The organism is Comamonas sp. FG99, assembly GCF_057808605.1.
In genome coordinates this window covers 63036-86674 of record NZ_JBMDII010000008.1, presented here as the reverse complement: position 1 = coordinate 86674, position 23639 = coordinate 63036, and the positions used below count along the sequence as shown (strand labels likewise).

22 protein-coding genes are annotated in these 23639 nt (G+C 66.5%); 6 read left to right on the top strand and 16 right to left on the bottom strand.

The features are described from left to right. Position 1 precedes the first annotated feature (1 nt). From ACODRX_RS07580 to ACODRX_RS07540, 9 genes are read right to left on the bottom strand one after another with little or no spacing between them, the layout of a single operon-like run. A complete protein-coding gene (locus ACODRX_RS07580; protein ID WP_488870655.1) occupies positions 2 to 1207 on the bottom strand; it encodes a glycosyltransferase in 1206 nt (401 codons plus the stop codon). Beyond that, positions 1204 to 2952, bottom strand: coding sequence for an ATP-binding cassette domain-containing protein (locus ACODRX_RS07575; protein ID WP_488870654.1), 1749 nt, complete (start codon positions 2950 to 2952; stop codon positions 1204 to 1206). The genes ACODRX_RS07580 and ACODRX_RS07575 overlap by 4 nt, the downstream gene beginning before the upstream one ends. Continuing rightward, the gene (locus ACODRX_RS07570) at positions 2949 to 3860 is read right to left on the bottom strand and encodes a glycosyltransferase (protein ID WP_488870653.1); all 912 of its coding nucleotides are present in this window, start codon (positions 3858 to 3860) and stop codon (positions 2949 to 2951) included. Before ACODRX_RS07570 ends, ACODRX_RS07575 begins: the two co-directional genes overlap by 4 nt. Then, on the bottom strand, positions 3857 to 5041 hold the full coding sequence (locus ACODRX_RS07565) for a glycosyltransferase (RefSeq protein WP_488870651.1): 1185 nt from the start codon (positions 5039 to 5041) through the stop codon (positions 3857 to 3859). Before ACODRX_RS07565 ends, ACODRX_RS07570 begins: the two co-directional genes overlap by 4 nt. Positions 5042 to 5044: 3 nt before the next feature. Continuing rightward, positions 5045 to 5968 (bottom strand): glycosyltransferase family 2 protein, encoded by a 924-nt coding sequence (locus ACODRX_RS07560; protein ID WP_488870649.1) that lies wholly within the window; start codon positions 5966 to 5968, stop codon positions 5045 to 5047. A gap of 13 nt (positions 5969 to 5981) precedes the next feature. Continuing rightward, positions 5982 to 7163 carry a glycosyltransferase family 4 protein gene (locus ACODRX_RS07555; RefSeq protein ID WP_488870647.1) on the bottom strand — a complete coding sequence of 394 codons (1182 nt, stop codon included), beginning with the start codon at positions 7161 to 7163 and terminating at the stop codon, positions 5982 to 5984. A gap of 3 nt (positions 7164 to 7166) precedes the next feature. Beyond that, positions 7167 to 8630: a mannose-1-phosphate guanylyltransferase/mannose-6-phosphate isomerase gene (locus tag ACODRX_RS07550; RefSeq protein WP_488870645.1), complete on the bottom strand. Its 1464-nt coding sequence runs from the start codon at positions 8628 to 8630 to the stop codon at positions 7167 to 7169. Between the two features lie 24 nt (positions 8631 to 8654). Beyond that, positions 8655 to 9545, bottom strand: a complete 891-nt coding sequence (gene rfbA / locus ACODRX_RS07545) for a glucose-1-phosphate thymidylyltransferase RfbA (RefSeq protein ID WP_488870644.1) — start codon at positions 9543 to 9545, stop codon at positions 8655 to 8657. Beyond that, positions 9542 to 9919, bottom strand: a complete 378-nt coding sequence (locus tag ACODRX_RS07540) for a DUF2304 domain-containing protein (RefSeq protein ID WP_488870643.1) — start codon at positions 9917 to 9919, stop codon at positions 9542 to 9544. The genes rfbA and ACODRX_RS07540 overlap by 4 nt, the downstream gene beginning before the upstream one ends. 272 nt (positions 9920 to 10191) lie before the next feature. Here ACODRX_RS07540 and dinG point away from each other — a divergent pair, with 272 nt between their 5' ends. Beyond that, positions 10192 to 12459, top strand: coding sequence for an ATP-dependent DNA helicase DinG (dinG, locus tag ACODRX_RS07535; RefSeq protein ID WP_488870642.1), 2268 nt, complete (start codon positions 10192 to 10194; stop codon positions 12457 to 12459). Positions 12460 to 12467: 8 nt separating this feature from the next. Here the strand turns inward: dinG and ACODRX_RS07530 are convergent, their stop codons facing one another. The 3 genes from ACODRX_RS07530 to ACODRX_RS07520 all read right to left on the bottom strand — a co-directional run bounded on the left by ACODRX_RS07530 (position 12468) and on the right by ACODRX_RS07520 (position 14368). Beyond that, positions 12468 to 13232, bottom strand: coding sequence for a tRNA-uridine aminocarboxypropyltransferase (locus tag ACODRX_RS07530; protein ID WP_488870641.1), 765 nt, complete (start codon positions 13230 to 13232; stop codon positions 12468 to 12470). After that, the gene (locus ACODRX_RS07525; protein WP_488870640.1) at positions 13229 to 13837 is read right to left on the bottom strand and encodes a class I SAM-dependent methyltransferase; all 609 of its coding nucleotides are present in this window, start codon (positions 13835 to 13837) and stop codon (positions 13229 to 13231) included. The genes ACODRX_RS07530 and ACODRX_RS07525 overlap by 4 nt, the downstream gene beginning before the upstream one ends. A gap of 144 nt (positions 13838 to 13981) precedes the next feature. Then, complete coding sequence (locus ACODRX_RS07520; RefSeq protein WP_488870639.1) at positions 13982 to 14368, bottom strand: VOC family protein; 387 nt, start codon at positions 14366 to 14368, stop codon at positions 13982 to 13984. A gap of 145 nt (positions 14369 to 14513) precedes the next feature. Between ACODRX_RS07520 and ACODRX_RS07515 the strand changes: the two genes are divergently transcribed. Further along, positions 14514 to 15044, top strand: coding sequence for a GNAT family N-acetyltransferase (locus ACODRX_RS07515; protein ID WP_488870638.1), 531 nt, complete (start codon positions 14514 to 14516; stop codon positions 15042 to 15044). Between the two features lie 280 nt (positions 15045 to 15324). Here the strand turns inward: ACODRX_RS07515 and ACODRX_RS07510 are convergent, their stop codons facing one another. Genes ACODRX_RS07510 through ACODRX_RS07500 form a run of 3 tightly spaced genes read right to left on the bottom strand, consistent with a single transcriptional unit; the run spans position 15325 to position 16853 of the window. Next, the gene (locus ACODRX_RS07510; RefSeq protein WP_488870636.1) at positions 15325 to 16107 is read right to left on the bottom strand and encodes a tyrosine-protein phosphatase; all 783 of its coding nucleotides are present in this window, start codon (positions 16105 to 16107) and stop codon (positions 15325 to 15327) included. 45 nt (positions 16108 to 16152) lie between these two features. Further along, on the bottom strand, positions 16153 to 16566 hold the full coding sequence (locus ACODRX_RS07505; RefSeq protein ID WP_488870635.1) for a putative toxin-antitoxin system toxin component, PIN family: 414 nt from the start codon (positions 16564 to 16566) through the stop codon (positions 16153 to 16155). Further along, positions 16566 to 16853, bottom strand: a complete 288-nt coding sequence (locus ACODRX_RS07500) for a type II toxin-antitoxin system prevent-host-death family antitoxin (protein WP_488870633.1) — start codon at positions 16851 to 16853, stop codon at positions 16566 to 16568. The genes ACODRX_RS07505 and ACODRX_RS07500 overlap by 1 nt, the downstream gene beginning before the upstream one ends. 11 nt (positions 16854 to 16864) lie before the next feature. Between ACODRX_RS07500 and ACODRX_RS07495 the strand changes: the two genes are divergently transcribed. Then, positions 16865 to 18424: an AMP-binding protein gene (locus ACODRX_RS07495; RefSeq protein ID WP_488870631.1), complete on the top strand. Its 1560-nt coding sequence runs from the start codon at positions 16865 to 16867 to the stop codon at positions 18422 to 18424. A 30-nt stretch (positions 18425 to 18454) separates the two neighbouring features. Here the strand turns inward: ACODRX_RS07495 and ACODRX_RS07490 are convergent, their stop codons facing one another. After that, positions 18455 to 21367 (bottom strand): DNA topoisomerase III, encoded by a 2913-nt coding sequence (locus ACODRX_RS07490; RefSeq protein ID WP_488870629.1) that lies wholly within the window; start codon positions 21365 to 21367, stop codon positions 18455 to 18457. 124 nt (positions 21368 to 21491) lie between these two features. On the opposite strand from ACODRX_RS07490, the gene ACODRX_RS07485 reads away from it, so the two are divergent. From ACODRX_RS07485 to ACODRX_RS07475, 3 genes are read left to right on the top strand one after another with little or no spacing between them, the layout of a single operon-like run. After that, positions 21492 to 22013 carry an SET domain-containing protein gene (locus tag ACODRX_RS07485; RefSeq protein ID WP_488870628.1) on the top strand — a complete coding sequence of 174 codons (522 nt, stop codon included), beginning with the start codon at positions 21492 to 21494 and terminating at the stop codon, positions 22011 to 22013. A gap of 14 nt (positions 22014 to 22027) precedes the next feature. Beyond that, on the top strand, positions 22028 to 22879 hold the full coding sequence (locus tag ACODRX_RS07480) for a biotin--[acetyl-CoA-carboxylase] ligase (protein ID WP_488870627.1): 852 nt from the start codon (positions 22028 to 22030) through the stop codon (positions 22877 to 22879). Beyond that, positions 22876 to 23589 (top strand): SPOR domain-containing protein, encoded by a 714-nt coding sequence (locus tag ACODRX_RS07475; RefSeq protein ID WP_488870625.1) that lies wholly within the window; start codon positions 22876 to 22878, stop codon positions 23587 to 23589. The genes ACODRX_RS07480 and ACODRX_RS07475 overlap by 4 nt, the downstream gene beginning before the upstream one ends. Positions 23590 to 23639: the final 50 nt, after the last annotated feature.

The window sequence follows — 23639 nt, the reverse complement described above, 5'->3', positions numbered from 1 at the left end:
CTCAGCGGCTTTGGAATTGCGCGCGCCACAGCCCTTGCCCGGCGGCGCCCAGGCGCTGGCGCCATGCGGCATCGCCGGCAAGTTCCCGCACGGCCAGGGCCATGCCAGCGGCGCTGGCCGCCACCAGGCAATGCTGGCCATCGATCGCGCCCAGGCCGCGGATGCCGTGCGGCGTGGAGACCACCGGCAGGCCATGCGCAAAGGCTTCGAGCGTCTTGAGCTTGGTGCCGCCGCCGCTGAACAGCGGCACCAGCACCAGGTCCGCGTCTGCGTAGGCCTGCTCAATGCGTGGATGGTTTTCGAGCAGCTGGATGCCGGCGTCCGCCAGCACCTGCTGCAGCTGCCGCGATGGATTGCGGCCCACGACGGTGAGCTGCCAGGCCACCTTCAGCACAGCATGCAGCTGCGGCGCCAACTGCAGGGCCAGCCATCTCGCAGCCTCCGCGTTGGGTGGATAGTCGAGCGTGCCCACGAACAGCAGGCGCAGCGCGGCCGCTTGCCTGCGCGTGGCCGGATGCGGCGCGGGAAAGCGATTGGGCCGGCAGCCGATGTGCTGGCCGAGCGGGGTCCGCATGCCGGCGATGTCCTGTGCCGCGGCCAGCCACAGCTGCCGGTAGCGGCCTTGGGCGCGGCGCTCCACCAGCCAGTACTGGATGCCGACCAGGGCGCAATACAAGGATTCGCTCATGCGGCCCATCCGCAGCAGGCCGCGCGCGACGCTGAGTCTGGTGTGGGATTCCCGGTCATCCATGTCCAGCTCCTGAACCGCCTGCGGGAAGGCAGCCAGCAGCGGCCGTGCCGCGTCGTGCAGGCCCAGCCGGAATACGACGATTCGGCTCGGCGCCGGGCTGGCCAGCTGCTGCAAGAGTGCCTGCAGCGCCTGCCGGCCGCGGGCCGTGGGCAGGGCCCAGTCGGCCATCCAGGCCCGCCAGCCAACGGCGCCCAGCGGCAGCAGCAGGCCGAGCCAGCGCAGCCAGCGGTTGCGGGCGCCGGGCTGGACCTCGACGAAGGTATGGGCAAGCACCGCGGGGTGCAAAGGCGCATGGGCGGCCGTGTCGGGGCTGGTGGCGCACACGACGATATGCACCCGGTGGTCCTTGCCCAGGGTCTGGAGCCAGTCCCAGGCGCGCAGCGCCCGCCCGGAGCCGCCGGGGCTGGGCCATACCGGGGTGACCAGTACCGCGACGGGCTGGTGCTGCGTGCTCATGGCTCCTGTGGGGGCTGCATGGCAAGCAGCTTGCCATCCTGCAGCTGCACGATCGCATCGGCATGGCGCAGGCTGCCATGCCGGTGGGTGATGAACAGCACGCTCATGTCGGGGCGGGCCCGGCGCACCGCATGCAGGATGCGCTCCTCGGTTTGCGCATCCAGTCCGGAGGTCGCCTCGTCCAGCAGCAGCAGGTCGGGCTCGCGGTAGAGCACGCGCGCAAGCGCCAGCCGCTGGCGCTCGCCACCGGACAGGCGGCTGCCCGCCGCACCCACCTGGGTCTGCAGTCCATCGGGCAGCGCGCGTCCGCCAGCCGGCAAATGGGCCAGCTGCAGCGCGCGCGCGGCACGCTCTTCGTCGCCTGCGTCAAAGCCGAACACCACGTTGTCCATGGCCGTGCCGTCGAGGAACGAGGCCTGCTGCGGCAGATAGGCGATCCGCGGGCGTGGGCGGGCCGAGTCTGCCGGCCACAGATGCAGCACCTGCCCCGACTGTGGGCGGCTGATGCCGCACATCAGCTCCAGCAAGGTGCTTTTGCCGGCGCCGGATGGGCCCACCACCGCCATCCAGGAGGGATGCGGCAGCGCGAGGCTGACATCGTCCAGGATCGATGGCGCTGCCGGCTCATACGCAAACGACACATTGCTTATCGTGAAGGAGGGCTGGTCGCTGGGCTGCACCGGGATATGAATGCTGTCGCGCCTGTTGGACCTGGCCCACTGCAGCTCTTGCAGTATCAGCTCCACATTGATGATGGAGCCAAAGATGATGGAGCGCGTGCTCAGCAGCTTCATCATCGCAGGCAAGATGGCCCGGGCCGCAATCGCATAGAAGATCAGATAGGGAATGAGGTCCTTGATCGGCTTGTCAAAATAAAGCCATGCGGTGACCGCAACCAGGATGATGCCGAAAACAAAAAAATCCAGCAGCAGCCGGGGCAGGGATGGCAGAAAGCCGATCCGCTTGTTTGCCTTCGCTATCTGGTGAATGGGCGCATTCAGGTTTCTGAGGCAGAAATCCTCGATCCCATAGATGCGCAGCTCCCGGAACGAGCCAAAGAAATCCGACATGCCCAGGCTCAATCGCTTCAAGGCCCGCTCGCGCACCGCCGAGGTATGCTTTTGCGGGATGTCGACGATCCGGTAGACGATGAAATTGAAAACCAGGAATCCTATGCCCAGCAGTATGGAGGCGGTAGGGTATTGCAGCAGCATCAGCCCGGCGATGAAGAGAATCTGCAATGTCGTCGATATCAAGACGACGCATTGCTGGCTGACATAGGCCGCGTCCACTGCGGTGATGGTGCAGCGGTGCATGTAATGCGTGTGGTGCTGCCCCCGAAACGCCTGCCAATCCATGTGGAAATAGCCTTTCAGCAACTGGACCACGAGGTCGCGCTGCACCTGCTGGTGCAGGCTGCCGGCAAACCAGTTGAAAGTGCCCTCCATCAGCAGCTTGACAGCCACCAGCGCGAACAGGGCGATGCTGAAAAGCGCAATGACATGGATGCCGGCGAGTGCGGACAGCCGGACCATCGGCGCAGGGCAGGTTCCGCCCAGGCACTGCACATAGGGCACGGAGGCAGCGGTCACGCCCATCTCCAGCAGCGAAAAAAGGCAGGCCCAGATGGAGACCAGCCAGAGCTTCTTCTTGTGCTCCGCAGACAGAAGCTGCCGCATGACCTGAATCAGCCGGTACAGCTCCTTCATGCTGCTTTGGATGGTGCCGGGAACAGGAAATTTCATCTCAGAAAGCTGCGCAGGCTGCACAGCGGGTGGCGCAGCGCATTCCAGCCCCGCTGCGCAAGATAGCGGGCGCGGCTGGTGGGTGCTTCTGCGGGAAGGAACGGCCTGGCCCAATGGGCATACGTGGTCCGGGCCCAGGCTACATAGTCAGGCGTCAGCATATTGGCATGGAAATGGCTGAAGTCAAGGCGCTTGGGATCGAACCACAGATGATTCCAGAGGTGCAGGCTGTAGGCATCGGCAGGCAGCTCCACTTCGCGCAGGAAGAGATCCGCGATATTGCCTGCGCTCCAGTCCAGTGCATAGAACGAGCTGGCTGGCTGCACCTGGATCAGGCTGGGATGCTGCCGGGCCAGGCGATAGGGCAGAAAAGTGGAGTGCGCGCTCCAGCTGCCATCGAAGGCGGTTTCCATTTCTTCCAGCCACAGGCGGCAGAAATCCGAATCCGGCGCGCTGGCGATCCAGGCATTGCATAGCGAGCCGCCCTCGGGCGCCTCGGGAGTAGGCTTCTCATGGCCGAGAATGAATTGGGATCTTTGCCAATCCTTGGGAATGGGGCGAAGGAAAAGGCTGTCTATGTCGGCATAGATGCCGCCTTCCTTGAGCAGTATCTCCAGCCTGGCGAAATCCGAAAGATGCGCATAGCGGAACTTGGCAATTTCCGGATCGCTGTATTGGTAGTTGGATATGGCGTAGTCTGGGTTGAATTTTCTTAGGACAAGCTTGGGCTTGATTTTCTCCCACCAAGGGCCATAGGGTTCGTTGTGGTAGTGAAAATGAACTTCGTCGGGCTGGTTGACCTCTATGCACGAAGCCAGGCAAAGGTAGTACATCAGGTGAAATGGCTCATCCTGTACTCTTAAGCCAAAGACAAAATGAAAAATATTGGGGATGGAGCTGCGGGTCAATTCAGGATCTCCAACAGAAGGCGAACGATGGAGTCTTGTGGGAATTTCTGTGCAATATGCAGCGCTTGCTGTGCTGCATCGGCTCTCGCTGCATCTGGCTTGTCAAATATATTTCGCATGCATGCCGCGGCCTGGTTGACATCTGGGTTTGCCCAGTAATCCTGGGGGGTATAGCTGGAAGCCCAGGTGGGCTCATGCACCGGAATCATTTTATAGTCGATCAGCTTGCTTCTGTTACCCGCCAAATAATCCAGTTGCCCGCCATAGGCCGTCATGACCACGGGCTTTCCCAGACGGGCTGCTTCAAAAGCACCCAGGCCCCAGCCTTCGGTTCGGGTCAATGAGACGAAGCAATCGCCCAAGGCATGCAGCGATTGCATTTCTCCGTCACTGAGCTGCTCATCGGCAATCAGGGCGATAGGCGCCAGCTTGCCGCCGGATTTCTGTATCATCCGCTCTATGCTGAGCGCCGGAGAAGGGTGGCGCAGGCGAAACCCATTGCGCCAGCTGCGATGCCAGCATGTAATATCTTTGTTCGAGGTCTTGACGACCATCAAGACTGGATCGTCATGCGCAAAGGCTTTCCAATATGCCTCTATTGCCAAATAGGGGGCTTTGCGATGTGACCAGAAACCAATCGTATAGAAAACAAACCGGTTGTCGATGCTTTTTCGGTAATCCCCCAGGTGGTCGAGAAGGCGGCCTCTATCCGCAGGGGACGGTTCGGGCATGCTTTCGAATTGGGAGAGATGCGGCACGACGTGAATGGGAACATGGACGCCGCTATCGCGGAAGACGGATACATTCCATTGGCAAGGAACGATTACTCCGTCGAGCTGGTTCAATATTTCCGGCCAATGCCGTGGAAGCCTTTCCAGCTCCCAAACAGTATATCCATATATGCGCCGGCCAGGTTTTCTTTCGCGCTCCAACCATTCTGGATAGTATTCCGGTACGGTGTGAATAATGACGCGGTCGTATTCAATATCGCGGTGATAAATGTTTTGCAGCGAAGGGGCTGGAGACGCCTTGCCGAGAGCCGGCTCATAGAGACGAGGGCCGGGAACCATCGGAGACCAGCTGATGTTGGCACCCGCATCGGCCAGTGCTGCGACATAGGACTTCGCCGCAGTTGCATAGCCGGTGGTATCACCCCAGGAAATATATTTTAGACCACGCATTTGCTATCGCTTTGTGCCGCGCAGAAGGTAGGATGTAAATCCGCGAAACAAGCCGATGAACCGCGCTCCATAGGCCAGGCTCTGCCAGCCACGGAAACTGCACATGTAGAGCATTGCAACCGCCAGGGTCCTGAAGCCCCAGTTGAGAATATGTGGTTGCGGACTCTTGGCAATGAGTGCCCCGTCACCGATGGCGTAGCTGTGAAAGCGAGACACGGCCCAGCGGTTCCAAGGGGGTATCTTGGTCGGGTGGAGCATCATGATGCCCGGGTTGTAATATGCCTGGCCGACCTGGATGTGGTTGAAAATCCGGTTCATCAGATCGACGCCTTCGGCGGCGGGAAATTGGCTGCCTGGGCCAAAGAGGATATCAAAGCCACCAGATTCCATGAAAACGGCGCGATGCACGAAGAAGGTGGCTTCGGTCAGCGAGCCGAACATGTTCTTGCGGTTGAAGAAGCGATCTTGCTCGGACCAGCGCAATACATTTGATTTTCCTTCGTCATTGACGGTTCTGCCGGTGATGACCTTCACATCGGGAAGATCCCGGGAGAATTTCTCCACCAATGCCAGCGTATTGGGCAGGAGCCTGCAGTCATCATCTGGAAAGCCAAGCCACTCGCCTTGGGCCAGATCCGCACCCAGGTTTCTTGCACGGCATGCGCCTTGGAAATCAACATGGTGGTGGATCAGGCGCAGCCGCGTGCGGTAATCCTGCACAATTCCATCCAGATAGCCAGCCTTGTTCTGGTCAACCAGTATGACTTCAAAATCGGGAGCATTATCTTGCTGGCAGAGGCTTTCGAGGCATAGCCGCAAGTCCCCTTCATCCTGCAAAGTCGCAATAATCAGGGAAATGTAAATTCCAGAGGCCATCGAAGTCGTCTTTGTGTTGAGAGTTTGAAACGGCGGTTGCTGTATGTTCAAGCATGTCCGGCGATCAGGCCACCAGCTGTTGATAGACCGCGACCGTCTGTTGCGCGCAGCGGTCCCATGACAGTATTGCCGTGCGCGCCAGCCCTTTGGCCCGGGCCTCGGCCAGCCAGGCCTCGCTGGCCAGGCACTCGCGCAAGGCCTGGGCAAGTTCTTCCACATCGAGCGGATTGACCAGCCGGGCGGCACCCGCCGCGACTTCCGGCATGCACGAGGTATTGGAGGTGAGCACCGGCGTGCCGCTGGCCATGGCCTCGGCGATCGGCAGGCCGAAGCCTTCGTAGAGCGAGGGGTAGGCCATCAATCGGGCGCCAGCATACAGCGCAGGCAGCCAACGCTGGTCGACGAATGCCAGGTAGCGCAGCCAACCCTGTGCCTGCGCCCGGGCCATGCGCTCATGGACGGCCGCGGAGTTCCAGCCCCGGCCGCCGGCCACCACCAGCGGACATTCGCGCCGCAAGGCTTCGGGCAGCATCTCGTAGGCCTGGACCAGCCGCGCCACGTTTTTGCGCGGCTCCATCGTGCCCACGAACAGGCTGTATTGGCCGGCCCGCAGTCCTAGCGCCTGCATGGCCGGCGCCAGCATGTGCGGCGCATGGGGCCGGAAAATCGTGTCCGCCGCGAGGTGGATGGCGGTGATCCGCTCGGGCGGCATCAGGCCGTATTCAAGCATTTCGCGGCGTACGCTCTCGGACACCGTGATCACATGGCCGGTGCGGGCCAGGCTGGAGGCCAGTGCCTGCTTGAGGTAGTCGACCCGCGCTTGCGGATGGAACTGCGGGCACTGGATATGCGAGAGATCGTGCACGGTGCCGACCGTTTTTCCCTTGAACGGGGGCACGATGTAGTTGGGCGAGTGGTAGATCGATTGCCGGTTGCCGCGCAGGCGCCAGCCAAGCAGCGTGGGGGCGGCCGCGGTGTAAAGGCGCACGGCCAGGCGGTTGCCCGCCAGCCGGTCGCGCAGCGAGATCGGTTGCGCAAGCGCGGGCGCGTTGCCTGGCATGGGCCGCTCCAGCGCGTCCGCCGGCGCGGCCACCCAGCGCCCCATGGAGAAATAGCGCAGCCGGGCGATGTTTTCATCGCACGCCAGCCGCTTGGCCAGCTCGTAGGTGTAGCGCCCTATGCCGGTCAACGGGGGGCGCAGGGCATCGGTTGCGAGAATGACGTCGAGTCCAGCGGCTGCGGCCATGCGCTACCCCGCGGTGTGCAGCCCGGGGGCGCGGCCGTAGGTGTCCTCGATGCGCACGATGTCATCTTCGCCCAGGTAGCTGCCCGATTGCACCTCGATGATCTCCAGCGGCACCTTGCCAGGGTTGGCGAGGCGGTGCATGTGGCCCAGCGGGATGAAGGTGGATTCGTTTTCGGCCAGCAAGAAGGTCTTGTCGCCGGTAGTCACCTCGGCGGTGCCCTTCACCACGATCCAGTGCTCGGCGCGGTGGTGGTGCATCTGCAGGCTGAGCCGGGCGCCGGGGTTGACCACGATGCGCTTGACCTGGAAGCGCTCGCCGCCGTCGATGCTGTCGTACCAGCCCCAGGGGCGGTGCACCTTGCGGTGGGAGGCTGTGAGCTTGCGGTTCTGCGCCTTGAGTTCGGCGACGATCTTCTTCACGTCCTGCGTCCTGTCCTTGCGGGCAACGAGCACCGCGTCCGGGGTCTGCACCACCACCAGGTTGTCCACGCCTACCGTGGCCACCAGGCAGGTCTGCGAGAACAGCAGGCTGTCGCGCGTATCCACGGCCAGCGTCTGGCCGGCGGTGGCGTTGCCTTGCGCGTCGCGCGGCAGCAGGTCCCACAGCGCGTCCCAGGCGCCCAGGTCGGACCAGCCGGCGTCCAGCGGCACCACGCGCGCGGGAATGCCCAGTTCGCTGCGGCGGGGCAGGTGCTCCATCACCGCGTAGTCGATGGAGTCGGCGGGGCAGCGGGCGAAGGCAGCGTCGTCGGGGCGGATGAAATCCAGGTCCGTGCGGCTTTGCTCCATGGCCTGGCGGCAGGCCTGCAGCATCTCGGGCTGCAAGGCCTGCATGGCCTGGAGCCACTGGTCCGCCCGCACCATGAAAAGGCCGCTGTTCCACAGGTAGCGGCCGCTGGCCAGATAGCTCTGTGCCAGCTCCAGGCTGGGTTTTTCTGCAAAGCTCTGGATGGCGAATGCACCGCCATCCCAAGCTGCCTCGCCTTTCTGGATATAGCCATAGCCGGTTTCGGGCCGGTTGGCGACGATGCCGAACGTGACCATGGCGCCGCCGCACGCCAGGGGCCAGGCGATGTCCACCGCGCGGTGCAGCTCGGCCACCCGGCTCATGGCGTGGTCGGCGGGCATGGCCAGCAGCACTGCCTGCGGCTCGGCCGCCAGGGCCGCCAGGGTGAGGGCCGGCGCGGTGTTGCGGCCCGCCGGCTCCAGCACCAGCCGGGCGCCGGCGATGCCCGCCTCCTGCAGCTGCTGCGCGGCCAGAAAGCGGTGCTCGGCATTGCACACCACGATGGGCGCGGCCTGCGCTATGTGGCGGCCCACCCCCTCCATGCGTTTGGCGGTGTCTTGCAGCATGGACAGGCCACTGCGCTGGAGCACCAGGAACTGCTTGGGGTAGTGCTCGCGCGAGAGCGGCCACAGCCGCGTGCCGCTGCCGCCGCACAGGATGACGGGAGTGAGTGCAGGCATGGGAGTACTGGGGGCTGCGTCGGCCTACTTCGTGGCTTCGGTCGCCAGAATGTGCAGCAGGTACTGCCCATAGCCATTCTTCTTCAGCGGCTCGGCCAGTTGCTGCAACTGCTGCGCGCCGATGAAGCCCTTGCGGAAGGCGATTTCCTCGGGGCAGGCGATCTTCAGGCCCTGGCGCTTTTCCAGCACCGCAATGAACTGGCTGGCTTCGAGCAGGCTGTCGTGCGTGCCGGTGTCAAGCCATGCATAGCCGCGCTTCATGATCTGCACGTTCAGCTGGCCCTGCTGCAGGTAGGCGTCGTTGACCGCGGTGATCTCCAGCTCGCCGCGGGGGCTGGGCTTGACGCTCTTGGCGATGTCCACCACCTGGCTGTCGTAGAAATACAGGCCGGTGACCGCGTAGTTGCTCTGTGGCCTGGCGGGCTTTTCCTCGATGGAGACGGCCCGGCCTTCACGGTCGAAGGCCACCACGCCATAGCGCTCGGGGTCGTGCACATGGTAGGCGAAGACCGAGGCGCCTTGCGCGCGCTGGTCGGCGCTGGCCAGCAGATGCTCGAAGTCGTGGCCATAGAAGATGTTGTCGCCCAGCACCAGGGTGCTGGGCGCGCCGTCCAGAAAATCCTCGCCGATCAGGAAGGCCTGGGCCAGCCCATCAGGGCTGGGCTGCACCGCGTATTGCAGGTTGACGCCCCACTGGCTGCCGTCGCCCAGCAGTTGCTGGAAGCGCGGCGTGTCCTGTGGCGTGCTGATGACGAGGATGTCGCGGATGCCCGCCAGCATCAGTGTGCTGAGCGGATAGTAGATCATCGGCTTGTCGTACACCGGCAGCAGTTGCTTGCTGATGGCCAGCGTGGCCGGGTGCAGGCGGGTGCCGGAGCCACCGGCGAGGATGATGCCTTTGCGTGCTTTGGTCATGAATGCTCGGAAGAGGAAATGGTTTCAGGTGGTGCCGCGGCTGAAGATTCCTTCAGGTACAGCAAGGCCAGGCTCTGGTTGAGGCGGCGCACCTGCCGCTCGATGCGGGTGTTGACGATGTCGGCATGCAGCGCCTTGACGAACAGGATGATGACCGCCCCCACCAGCAGCAGCGCGGGTGAATAGCGTATGCCGGCCTGGTTGGCGAAACCGTCGATTATCCTGGGCCAGACGCCAAGCACGATGGCCAGCAGGGCCAGCATGAACCAGAACAGGCCGTGGCGCACGTTGAGCCGATCGCGGGCTATCAGCAGCAGGATGGCGGCGGCGAAGCCTATGCCTAGTACGGTGGTCGTGATCTGGTAGGGAGCCATAGGTACATTGCCCGCGGCGCCATGGCACCCGGCACTGGATCAGCCAGTCAATGACGCCCGCTGTTGCATGGGCGGTCCCGGCAGCCTGCGGGCTGTATGGAGTACTCTTAAGTTGTGCACTAAATAGGATGTTATTGGTGCATTTTATGTATTTTGGTGAGTTGTGCATATTATTGGATGAATGGGCGCTGCTTGTGGATGGGGGATTATTCCGCCAGTTGCCGGGCCGATGGCCGCCATGCTCCCCGATTGCCGTGCCACACTAGCAACCTATGCCAGAACCACATTGGGCGCAGGATGCGCTGCTTGCCTTTGACGCCGTCGTCAGCGCCACCGAGGGGTTTCGCAGCCGCGAGGGGCAGCGCCACATGGCCGCGCGCGTGGCCGAGACCTTTGCCGCCGCCGAGCTGGGCAAGCTCGAGGACGAGGCAGGGCAGCCGCGGCGGGCGATAGCCGTCATCCAGGCCGGCACCGGCGTGGGCAAGTCGCTGGCCTATGCGGTGCCGGCCATTGCGATCGCGCTGGCGCGCGGCACCCGGGTGTTGATCTCCACCGCCACCGTGGCGCTGCAGGAGCAGCTGGTCAACAAGGACCTGCCAGCGCTGGCGGCGCGCATGGCCGGCGAGGGCGGGGCGCCGTTTCGCCACGCGCTGGCCAAGGGGCGCGGGCGCTATGTGTGCAAGCTCAAGCTGGAGCGGCTGGCGGGCGTGGGGCCAGGCCATGGCGGCGATTCAGCCGATGCCGACGGCGAAGCCTTCGACGATTTCTTTCCCGACGAGATGGCCGATGCCCAGCAGGCCGCGCGCAGCAAGCAGCTGAGCGCGGCGCGCCTGCAGTTCTACACCCGCATGGCCGATGCGCTGGCCACGCGCCGCTGGGACGGCGACCGCGACAGCCTCGACTCGCCGCCCGAGCCCGAGGTCTGGAGCCCGATCGCCGCCGAGTCCAGCTCCTGCACCGGCAAGCACTGCCCGCTGTTCGGCAGCTGCACCTACTACGACCGGCGCAAGGAGCTGGTGCAGGCCCAGGTGGTGGTGGCCAACCACGATCTGCTGCTGTCGTCGCTGGGGGCGCGCCTGCTGCCCGAGCTGGACAACTGCCTGCTGGTGCTCGACGAGGCGCACCACCTGCCCGGCACCGCGCTCGACCAGTTCGCCAGTGAGATGGACCTGAGCCGCCTGGGCTGGATCGACAAGCTTGCCAGCCGCGCCACCCGCGTCGGCACGCTGATGGAAGTGGGCGAGGTGGCCGATATCGCCACGCACGCCAGCCAGCTGCGCCAGCACCTGCAGGATGCGGCCCGCCTGGTGATGGACGAATACGGCGAAGGCCTGCGCCAGCAGCTGCAGCAAAGCCGCAATGCCGCTGCGCTGCCGGCCCGCGTGCGCCTGCCGCGGGGCGAGCTGCCGCCGGCCATGCAGGAGCCGCTGGCGCAGGCCGCGCACCATGCGTCGGGTTTTCTGCAGGCGCTGCAGGCCATATCGAAAGCGCTGCGCGCCGAGATGCGCGACAAGCCCGACGAGGCCAAGCGCCTGTCCACGCTCTATGCCCAGGTGGGCATGCTGGCGCCGCGGCTCGAGGCGGTGCACGATGCCACGCAGCTGCTGCTGTCCGCGCCGCCGCAAAGCCGTGAGGACGGCGTGCCGGCGGCCAAGTGGTTCACGCTGGAGGTGTCGGGCGAGCTGGCCGTGATCAAGGCCCATGCCAGCCCGGTGCTGCCCGGCGCCACGCTGCGCCACCACCTGTGGAGCAAGGTGCGCGGCGCGGTGCTGACTTCGGCCACGCTCACGAGTGCGGGCGCAGGTACTGGTGCCGGTGGGGGCGCCGGCGGCGCCGACCCGTTCGACTATTTCCTGCGCGAGAGCGGCCTGGCGGGAGATGCCGCGGTCGGCACGCTGGCGGTCGCGAGCCCCTTCGACTATGCCTCGCAGGGCGCGCTCATCGCCACCGAGACCATGGCCGACCCGCGCCAGCCGCAGCAGTTCAATGCCGAGATGATCGATGCGCTGCTCGCCGACCTGGCCCAGGTCGAGGCCGGCGGGCTGGTGCTGTTCACCTCGCGCGAGCAGATGCGCCTGGCCGTCGATGCGCTGCCCACCGCCATGCGCAGCGTGGTGCTGGTGCAAAACACCTTGCCGCGCAGCCAGCTGTTGCAGACCCACCGCGAACGCGTGCTCACCGGCCTGCCGTCCATCATCTTCGGCATGCAGTCCTTTGGCGAGGGGCTGGATTTGCCCGGCGCGCTGTGCGAATCGCTGTTCATCACCAAGCTGCCGTTCGCGCCGCCGGACGACCCGGTGGGCGAGGCGCGGGCCGAATGGCTCAAGGGGGGCGGGCGCGACCCGTTCGTGGAGCTGGTGATCCCGGCCACCGCGATCCGCCTGGCGCAATGGGTGGGCCGGGCGATCCGCACCGAATCCGACCGCGCCCATGTCTACTGCTACGACCGGCGCCTGGTGCGCACCAGCTACGGCCAGCGCCTGCTTAAAAGCCTGCCGCCGTTTGCGCTGCAGCGCCGGGCTGCCGCCCATCATTCCTGAGACCGGCGTCATTCGTGGTGTTGCGCCTGGCCCAGCAGCGCCTGCAATTGCCGGTGCGCGGGGCTGGCCACATCCGCCGGCAGCTGGTTGCGCGCCTGCAGGTAGTGGTGGGTGAACACATCCAGGCAGGCCGACAGCGCGGCCGAGGCCCGGGTATCGCCCGACAGCTCCAGGCACAGCGCCGCCACCTCGGCGGTGCAGAAATGATCGCCGCGTGACGAGCGGCGCAGCCGGTAGCGCGAGATCTGCTCGGGGTGCAGGCTCAGCACTGCAAAGCGCTCCAGGTACGGGCTCTTGCGAAACATCTTGCGCGCCTCGGACCAGGTGGCGTCCAGCAGCACGAACAGCGCGCGCTTGCCGGGCTGCGGCGCCAACGTGTGCACCACGCGTTCGGGCGGCTGCACGAATTCGCCGGGAAAAACCACATACGGCTGCCACTGCGGATCATCGAGCAGGGCCAGCAGCTGCGCATCCGCCTCGGTGCGTGCCCAGCCGAAGGCAAAGGTGTCGGCCACCACATCGGCGATCAGCCAGCCGGTGTTGCTGGGCTTGAGCGGCTCGGCGTCGTGCATCAGCAGGCATATGCCGGCCTGCGTGGCCAGCTGCGGCCGCCACTGGCAGATGCAGTGCGAGGGTCGCAGGCGGCAGCCCTCGCAGCGCTCGCCCTTGGGGCCGCCGCGCGCCAGGAACGGCCGCGTGCTGCGGGCCAGGCGCTGGGCGCGCAGCCGTGCCACGGCGTGGGGCGCCAGCGCGGGGGTGGCGGGCGCCGTCATCCGGCATCCACGCTTTCCAGCGCAAACAGCGGCACGGCGCAATCGCGGCTCAGCCACACGCCGCCGCCCAGCTCGCGCATGGCCGGGCGCAGGCCGCGCCGGTACAGCTCGGCGCGGTGGCGCAGCAGGCGCGGGTCGGTCAGCTGGTCGTCGATGATGTCGCGCTCATAGTCCTCGCGCGCCACGGCCTCCACATACAGGCCGCCGCGCGACAGGCGGGCCAGGTTGTGCAGTGCCTGCTTGAGATCGGACGGGCTCAGGTAAGGCAGCACGCCCTGGCAGATCACCAGGTCGAACGGCTCGGCGCAGCTGTAGTCCACCACCGAGCCGCGCTCCCAGCCGTAGCGCCGGCACAGGTATTCGCTGTATTCCACGCCGTGGTAGCTGGCGCCGGGAAAATGCCGCGCCACCGTGTCGCGCCACAGCCCGATGCCGCAGCCCATGTCGAGCACGCGCCGCACCGGCACCCGCAGGTAGCCGAGGTATGAGCAGACGAAGGCGCCCAGCCGCTCGACATGCGCGGCATCCACCACGCTGGTTTTCTTGTCGAAGTAATAGCGCTGGTAATACGCCTCGTCGAACCACTGTTCACTCGCTGATTGCACGCATGCTCCTGAAACTAGGGAGTATCGCGCAATGCGCAGTCATCAAAAACAGTAGCTGCCAGCGCTTGCCTGCAAATGATTTTGAATATAAATCATATGAAAATTCAATAGCAGCAAGCGCTACCAGCTATGTTTTTTGCTAGGTCAACCGGCCTTGGGCGGGCGATGCGCCAGGCAGATCTTGTTGCCGTCCGGATCGCGCAGATAGGCCAGGTACAGGCGCATCGCGCCTTCGCCGCGCCAGCCGGGCGGCTCTTCGCAGCTCAGGCCGCCCGCGGCCACGCCGGCCGCATGCGCGGCATCGGCCTGCTCGGGCGAGGCGCAGGCGAAGCCGATGGTGCCGCCATTGGCGTGGGTGGCCGGCTGGCCGTTGATGGGCGTGCTGATCGCGAAGGTGCCCGTGGGGCTGCGGTAGAAATAGCGGTTCTTGTTGGCAACGCCCGGTGCAATGGCCAACTGGCCCAGCAGCGCGTCGTAGAAGCGCTTGCCGCGCTCCAGATCATTCACACCCAGCATGATATGGCTGAACATCGCATCCTCCTTGGATCGCCTGCCATCAGGCAAAGACTGCGGCTGCCATGGTATCCGCCTTTGCCCGCATCCCTGTCACTTATGCCCATGCCCCTATATCATCGCCAGCCAGTGCATTCATCACAAGAAAAGGAGGGACCATCGCATGCCGAGCATTGCATTTGAAGACCTGAGCCTGCGCTCTTTCGAAGACCGCGATGCGCCGGCCATGACCGCCGCCGTGCTGGAGTCGATAGCAACCGTGGGCCGCTGGCTGCCCTGGTGCCACGCCGGCTTTTGCGAGCAGACGGCGCTGGACTGGTTTGCCACCTGCCGTGAAAGCCTCGCCAGTGGCAGCGCGCACGAGTTCGGCATTTTCTCCGGCAGCGGCGAACTGCTGGGCGGCGCCGGCCTCAATACCATCGAGCAGGGCCACCGGTACGGCAACCTGGGCTACTGGGTGCGGCAGTCGGCGCAGCGCCGCGGGATTGCGCTGCGCGCCGTGCAGGCGCTGGTGCCCTATGCCTTCCAGACCCTGGGCCTGCAGCGCGTGGAGATCGTGGTGGCCGTGGGCAATACCGCCAGCGAAAACCTGGCCCGCAAGTACGGCGCCCTGCTCGAATGCGTGGCGCGCAACCGGCTGAACCTGCACGGGCACGCGGTGGCGGCGTCGGTGTTCTCGCTGGTGCCGGACTAGGGTGTGTCATCAATTGCTTGCCTGCGCGAAAGCTCTGCGGGCGGTGCAGTGCAAGGCGCCCTGAGCGCGGTGTAGCCCTGCTACATGAGCGAGGGGCAACGCCGCAATGCGCCGCTCGCAGGGCTTTCCCTTCGGGCTGGGCGGCCATGCGGCGTCTGCTTTGTCGCGCGGCTTGCCCATAGATGACTATGGGCTGCGCCACGCTTCGCGCATCCATCCGCATGGCCGCGCCAGCGCGCGGGTAAGCAATTGATGACACACCCTAGGGGGCCGCCGGCGCTCACTCCAGATACATCTCCCCCAGCCGCTGCTGAGCCTTGGCGTCCACACCCAGCACCCGGTCCATATAGGCGGGCACGCTGCCGTATTCGGCCAGCACCGGATCGAGGGCGGCGGTGAGGAAGGGCTCCTGCACGCGCCACAGCACATCGAGGATCTCGGGCCGGATGTGGCTGGCCGCGGCGCGGGCCTCGGCGGGGCGCTCGTAGTAGCGGTTGGTGAGCAGGTAGTCCTGCAGCACCACCTCGCGCGGCACGCCCAGCGTCATCAGCAGCAAGGTGGCGGCCCAGCCGGTGCGGTCCTTGCCGGCGGTGCAGTGGAACACGATGGGCGCATCGCTTTGCAGCAGCATCTCGAAGAAGCGCGCAAACTGCGCGGCATTGTCGTGGATGAAGCCGCGGTAGGTGTCCTGCATCAGCGTGACCGTGTGCTCGGGCGTCAGCTCGGCGCCCTCGCGCAGCAGCGTGAAGGCGCGCTGCACCACGGTAGGCTCGATGGCCAGCGAATGGTGCAGCAGGCCGTCGATGGCGTAGCGGTCCTGCTCCTGTTCGCGCGCGCCGCGAAAATCCGCCGAGCGGCGCACATCCAGGCCCAGCAGGCTTTGCTGCCCCTGCGCGGTGAGATGCGCCAGGTGGTCGGAGCGAAACAGCTTGCGCCAGCGCACGCTGCGCCCGCCATGGCCCTGGTAGCCGCCCAGGTCGCGGAAGTTGGTGGTGCCGGGCAGCGCGATGTGGCGCGGCGGCATGGCGTGGTCGGCCGAAGCGGCCAGAGTGGTGAGAGACATGAGCAGGGTTATAGCCTATGCATGCTTCGCCCCTGTGTCTTGCCCTCAATGGCCGTGGCGCGCCCAGAATTGCGCCGGAGCCACGATGGGATAGCGGCCCGCGAGTGCCAGCAAATCCTTGTCGCCGGTGATGAGCCAGTCGGCACGGGCCGCCAGCAGCGTGAGAAGCACGGGCTGGTCGGCCGGGTCTCGCAGGTCGGCGTCCGGTATGCCTTGCGGATCGACCACATCGGCCAGCAGCATGAGGCTGTCGGCCAGGTCGCGGATTTCGGTGGCTGTCATGCCGATGCGGGGCAGCTGCGGCAATACCCGGGCCAGCTCATCCAGGATGTGGCGCGACAGCACCACGTCCAGACCGCCTTGGCGCCAGGCGCCGACGATGCGCCCCGGCATGCTGCCGGGGTAGGCCAAGCCCGATACCAGCACGTTGGTGTCGAGCACCACGCGCAGCGCGGGCATCAGCGCTGGCGACGCTCTGCCGCCACGGCCGCGTCGATTTCGGCCAGCCCGGCATCGGCAGGCACCGTGGCATAGGCGTCGGCGATGCGCTGGCTCAGCGCGTCAAAGCGCTCCTGCATGCGCCGGATGCGGGCGAACAATTCGGCATCCACCAGGGCGGCAACGGGTTTGCCATCCTTGTTGATGACGATGCTGTCATGCCGACATTCCGCTGCCCTTGTCGCGATAGCTACATGCCAGGCTTTCGCTTGGGGCTCGGGCCGGGGATCATCAAGGGCATCCTCCACTGGGAATCCCGATGACAGAACTCTACGCAGGCAGCACCGTGGCCGACGCCTATCGCTCGGCTTTCCAATCCTTTCCCGCGCGCGTGGCGCTGGTGATGCCCGATGGCAGCTCGTGGACCTATGCCGAGCTGGAGCAGCGCGTGCACCGCATGGCGCGCTACCTGGCGTCGCTGGGCCTCAAGCGCCAGGACGGGCTGGCCGTGCTCACCGGCAGCCAGCCCGAGGCGCTGGCCGTCATCATCGCCTGCGCTTTTCTCGGGCTGCGCCAGACCGCGCTGCACCCCATGGGCGCGCTGGACGACCAGGCCTTCGTGCTGCAGGACGCGGGCATTGCCGCGCTGGTGGTGGGCGCGCGCTTCGCCGAGCGCGGCGCGCAGCTCAAGGCGCGCGGCTTGGTGCGGCAGGTGCTGAGCATCGGACCTTCGGACCTGGGCGCGGACGTGATCTCGGCCAGCGCTGCCTTCGACGGCGGGGCGCTGCCCATCGCGGCGCAACCGGACGACATCGTCAAGATCAGCTACACCGGCGGCACCACCGGCCGCCCCAAGGGCGTGATCCACCGCCAGCGCACCACGCTGACCATGACCCTGCAGCAGCTCGCCGGCTGGGAATGGCCGGCCGAGACCCGCTTTCTGATCGCCACGCCGATCTCGCATGCCGGCGGCTCCATGGTGCTGCCCACGCTGCTGCGCGGCGGCACGCTGGTGCTGCTGGAGCAGTACCGGCCCGAGGCCTTCCTGCAGGCCGTGCAGCAGCACCGCATCACCGCCACCTTCCTGGTGCCCACGCAGATCTACGGGCTGCTGGACCACGCCGGGCTGGACCAGTGGGACCTGTCCAGCCTCGAATACGTGCTCTATGGCGCCTCGCCCATTGCGCCGGCGCGGCTGGCCGAGGCGGTGCGGCGCCTGGGCCCCATCTTCGGCCAGCTCTACGGCCAGGCCGAATCGCCGATGACCATCAGCTACCTGCGCAAGCACGAGCACGATGCGGCGCGGCCCGAGCGGCTGCAGTCCTGCGGCCGGCCGCTGCTGGGCAACCAGGTCAGGCTGCTGGATGGGCAGCACCGCGAGGTCGCCGTGGGCGAGGTGGGCGAGCTGTGCGTGCGCAGCCCGCTGACCATGGCCGGCTACCTGAACCGGCCCGAGGAGACCGCCAAGGTCTTCGCCGGCGACTGGCTGCACACCGGCGATCTGGCGCGCTGCGATGCCGAGGGCTACCTGTACCTGGTGGATCGGGCCAAGGACATGATCATCACCGGCGGCTTCAACGTGTATTCCAGCGAGGTCGAGGGCTGCCTGGCGCTGCACCCCGCCGTGGCGCAGTCCGCCGTCATCGGTGTGCCCGATGCCAAGTGGGGCGAGGCGGTGGCCGCCGTCGTGGTGCTCAAGCCCGGCGCCAGTGCCGAGGCGCAGGAGCTAATCGACTTCGTGCAGGCGCGCAAGGGCGCGGTCAACACGCCCAAGCAGCTGTGGCTGGAGGCCGAGCTGCCGGTGACCTCGCTGGGCAAGATCGACAAGAAGGCCTTGCGCGCGCGCTTCTGGGATGGGCAGGCGCGGCAGGTGGGGTGAGCGCCGGCGCAGGGGCCTGCGCCCGCTGTGTCAGCCCAGATGCCCGCCCAGCACGCCGGCCAGCTCGAACATGCCGATGCTGTCCTTGCCGAACACCGGGCGCAGCTTGTCGTCGGCGAGGATGGTGCGCTTGTCCTTGGGGTCCTGCAGGTTGTGGGCCTTGATGTACTCCCACATCTTCTTCACCGCCTCGGGGCGGGCCACGGGCTCGCTGCCAATCACCGCGGCCAGCGCGGCGCTGGGTGTCTTGCCCGAGGCGGCGCTGGTCTTGCGCGGGGCCTTGGCGGTGGTCTTGCTCGCGGTCTTGGTGGCCTTTTTGGCCGCGGTGCCCGTGGTGCCAGCGCCAGCGGCTGCAGTTTTGGCAGCGCCCTTGCGCGGCGGGTACTTGGAGTCGCGCGGCTCGAACTCGAAGCCCACCTTGCCGGCCGCCGCATCCCACGCCAGGAAGGCCTTGAAGCTGCGGCGCGTGCGGTTGGAGACGAACTTGTCGAGCAGGTCGGTCTTGCCGTCCTTGAGCAGCTTGGCCATCTGCTCGCGCTCGATCGGCTGCTGCAGGATGACCTGGCCGCTCTTGAAGTCGCAGCTGGGCTTGGCCTGCTGCGCGGTGGGCACCGCGCGGCTGCACACGTAGTTGGCGCCATGCTCGAACACCGGCGCGCCGCACTTGGGGCAGGCGCCCAGCGGGTTCTGGCTGCCGAAGTCCACCAGCTCGCCGGAGTCCTCCTCGTCCTTGTCGTCGCCGAAGTCGAATTCGAGCTTGTAGTTGTTGCTGTCCTCGTCGCGAGCTATGGCCACCTCGGCGGTGAAGGGCCAGCCGGCCTTGGAGCGGAAGCCCTCCAGCGGGCCGATGCGGCGCTCGCGCAGCAGGGCCTCGGCCTCGGCGGTCTCGAAGGTGCGGCCAGCGGGCGACTTGGTGAACGAGAAGCCGCAGCCCGCGCCGTTGCCGTCGGCTCCGGTGCAGGCGTAGCGGCGGTAGTTTTCCTTGACCACGCCGCCGCAGTTGGGGCAGGGCGTCGACAGCTGGGCGTAGTCGCCGGGAATGGTGTCGCGGTCGTATTCCTTGGCCTTCTTGACCAGGCGCTCGGTCATGGCCTGGATGTCGGCCATGAAGGCATCGCGCGAGAGCTGGCCTTTTTCCATCTGCGCCAGCTTGTACTCCCATTCGCCGGTCAGCTCGGCCTTGGACAGCTCTTCCACCTGCAGGCCGCGCAGCAGCGTCATCAGCTGGAAGGCCTTGGCGGTGGGGATGAGCTCGCGGCCTTCGCGCAGCATGTATTTCTCGGTCAGCAGGCCTTCGATGATGGCCGCGCGCGTGGCCGGCGTGCCCAGGCCTTTTTCCTGCATGGCTTCGCGCAGCTCGTCGTCCTCCACCTGCTTGCCGGCGCTTTCCATGGCGCCGAGCAGCGTGGCTTCGGAGTAGCGGGCCGGCGGCTTGGTCTTGAGGCCCTTGGCCTGAACCTGCTCGGCCGGCGGCTTCTCGCCGGGCTGCACCGGCACCAGGTTCTGGCCCTTGTCGCCGTCCTTGGCGTCTTCGACCTCGTGCGCGGCCTCCTTGCCGTAGATGGCCAGCCAGCCGGGCTTGACCAGTACCTTGCCCTCGGTCTTGAAGTGGTGCTGCTCGATCTGGCTGATGCGCGTGGTCACCAGGTATTCGGCGCTGGGGAAGAACACCGCCATGAAGCGCCGCACCACCAGCATGTACAGCTTGTGCTCGGCCTCGGACAGCGCGCCCGGCGCCTGCGTGGTGGGGATGATGGCAAAGTGGTCGCTGACCTTGCTGTTGTCGAAGATGCGCTTGGACGGCCGTATGTAGTTCGCGCCCAGCGCCTGCTGCGCGAATGGCGCGAGCTGCTGCATGCCGCTGCTGGCCAGCATCTCGAAGGTCTGGCGCGCCACCGGCAAATAGTCTTCGGGCAGCGCGCGCGAGTCGGTGCGCGGGTAGGTCAGCGCCTTGTGCTTTTCATACAGGGCCTGGGCCAGAGACAACGTGGTCTTGGCCGAGAAGCCGAACTTGCCGTTGGCCTCGCGCTGCAGGCTGGTCAGGTCGAACAGCAGCGGCGATGCCTGCGTGGTGGGCTTGCTTTCTTCGCTGACGGTGGCGGGCTTGCCGCGCACCGCGTTGGCGATGGCCTCGGCGTCGCGCAGGTTCCACAGGCGGTCGGCGCGGGCCTCAGGGTCCTCGCCTTTCTTCCATTGGGGGTCGAACCACTTGCCGGGATAGTGGCCGGCCTGGGCGGCGAAGTCGGCATGGATCTCCCAGTAGTCGCGGCTGACGAATTTGCGGATCTTTTCCTCGCGCTCCACCACCAGCGACAGCGTGGGCGTCTGCACCCGGCCCACGGTGGTCAGGAAGAAGCCGCCATCGCGCGAGTTGAAGGCCGTCATCGCCCGCGTGCCGTTGATGCCCACCAGCCAGTCGGCCTCGGAGCGGCTGCGCGCCGCATTGGCCAGGCCCTGCATCTGCTGGTCGCTGCGCAGCTGCGCGAAGCCGTCGCGGATGGCCTGCGGCGTCATGCTCTGCAGCCACAGGCGCTTGATCGGCTTGCCCAGCGTGCCCTTGGCGCCGCCGGCGTACTGCTCGATCAGGCGGAAGATCAGCTCGCCCTCGCGGCCCGCGTCGCAGGCGTTGATGAGAGCGTCCACATCCTTGCGCTTGGCCAGCTTGACCACCGCGTTCAGGCGGCTCTTGGTCTTGTCCACCGGCTTGAGGTCGAAATGCGGCGGGATCACCGGCAGGTGCGCGAAGCTCCACTTGCCGCGCTTGACGTCGAACTCCTCGGGCGCCTGGATCTCCACCAGGTGGCCGACGGCGCTGGTGACCACATAGCGCTCGCTCTCGAAATGGTCTTCGTGCTTGTCGAACTTGCCGGCCACCGGCGTGAGTGCGCGCACGATGTCCTGCGCGACGGAAGGTTTTTCTGCAATTACCAGGGTTTTTGTCATGAACGGACTCGTCTCATTCGTGGTGCCGCCCCCTACGCGGGGCTGGCGCTTCTACAATGCGTCTCTTCGCGTGCGCGCGCCTACGCGCACACGTGTGCTTATTTAACTTAGCAGAGATTTCGCCATGCCGAGCAATGTCCCTCGTTTTTCCCCTGGCCGACGCATCCAGGTGCGCCGCTCGGGCGTGCACGGCAAGGGGGTGTTCGCGCTGCAGGACATTGCCGAGGGCGAGACCGTCATCGAGTACAAGGGCCAGGTCATCTCGTGGGAGGAGAGCCAGGAGCGCCATCCGCACGACCCGGCCAACCCCAACCATACCTTCTTCTTCCAGATCGACGGCGAGCGCGTGATCGACGGCGGCGACCGGGGCAACGCGGCGCGCTGGATCAACCACAGCTGCGCGCCCAACTGCTATGCCGAGGAGCGCGACGGCCGCATCTTCATCACCGCGCTGCGCAACATCGGGGCCGGCGAGGAGCTGAACTACGACTACGGCCTGATCGTGGAGGAGCGCTACACCAAGCAGCTCAAGGCCGAGTACGCCTGCTATTGCGGCAACGCCGGCTGCCGCGGCACCATGCTGGCGCCCAAGCGCGGCTGGCGGCCGCCGATGCCGGGCGACAGCAACAACTCCCGCGGCCGATGACCCCCGATAAAACCATGCGCGACTCCACACCCCTGCGCTGGCCCGCCGAGGCCATCTGGGAGGCGCTCTGCCTCCGGCTGCCCGGCTTCACCGTCGAGGTGCTGCCCAGCGTCGACTCCACCAACACCGAGCTGATGCGCCGTGCCCGCGCCGGCCGCACCGAGCCCATCCTGCTGGTGGCCGAGCGGCAGACCGCTGGCCGCGGTCGCCTGGGCCGGCCCTGGCACGGCGCGGTGGGCGATGCGCTCACCTTCTCGCTGGGCCTGCCGCTGGCACCAAGGGACTGGTCCGGCCTGTCGCTGGCCGTGGGCGTGAGCGTGGCCGAAAGCCTGCAGCCCGTGCCGCCCGAGCCGGGCAGCGCCGCGCCGCGCATCGGCCTCAAGTGGCCGAACGACCTGTGGCTCAGCGGCGACCGCAAGCTCGCGGGCATCCTGGTCGAGACTGCGAGCTTTGTGGCGGCTGGCACCGATGGCGTGGGCGCTGCAGCGCAAAACCCTGCAGAGCGCTACGTGGTGATCGGTATCGGCATCAATGTGCGCGCGCCGGCAGCGCATGGGCTGTCCACCACGCCCGGCAGCCTGCAGATGCTCGATGCCCGCTGGGATGCGCCGCAGGCGCTGGCCGCGATCGCCGCGCCGCTGGTCGGCACGCTGCAGGCCTTTGCCGTGCAGGGCTTCGCGCCGCTGCTGCCGCGCTTTGCGCAGCGCGATGCGCTGTTGGGGCGACCGGTCACGCTCAGCGATGGCACGGCCGGCATGGCCGAGGGCCTGCGCGCCGACGGCGCGCTGCTGGTGCGCAGCGCGCAGGGCATGGTGGCGGTGACCAGTTCAGAGGTCAGCGTGCGGCCCGCCCAGGCCCAGCCGTGATCCGCGTCGCCATCCTCGTGCTGCTGCTGGCCAACCTGGGCTACTACGCTTTCTCGCAGGGCATGTTGCGCAGCCTGGGCTGGGCGCCCGCAGACCCGTCCGAGCCCGAGCGCATGCAGCGCCAGGTGCGGGCCGGGCAACTGCGCCTCCTGTCCCCGCAGGAGGCGGCCGCCGAGGCCGCGCCTCAAGCGGCGCCCGAGCCCATCGGGGCAGAGGCGCCGGCGCCCGTCGCCGCGGCGCAGCAGAGCCGGCCCGAGAAACCCGAGCGGCGCGAATGCCTGCAGGCCGGCGGCTTCGACGCCCGGCAGGCCGAGGCGCTGCGGCTGCAGCTGGCCGGGCTGCCCGAAGGCTCGTGGCAGCTTGAGTCCAGCGCCTCGGCCGGGCGCTGGATGGTGTACCTGGGCAAGTTCAGCAGCCCCGAGGCCTTGGCCAGGCGCCGCGAAGAGCTGCGCGCGCTTGACATCCCCACCGACCGCGCCCGCCTGGCGGCGCTGGAGCCAGGCATCTCGCTGGGCCGCTTTTCCAGCGAAGAGGCCGCCGGGCGCCAGCAGGCCATGCTGGCGCGCAAGGGCGTCAGCGCCAAGGTGGTGGTCGAACGCCCCGCGGTCTCCAGCTACACCCTGCGCCTGCCCCAAGCCGATAGCGCCGTCAGCAAGCGCGTGAACAGCTGGCGTGTGATGCAGGGTCGGGAGTTGGAGCGCTGTTCGTAGAGCGGTTGGTGCGCATTGGTGCTTGGAGTGGGTGCTGGTTTGTTATATAA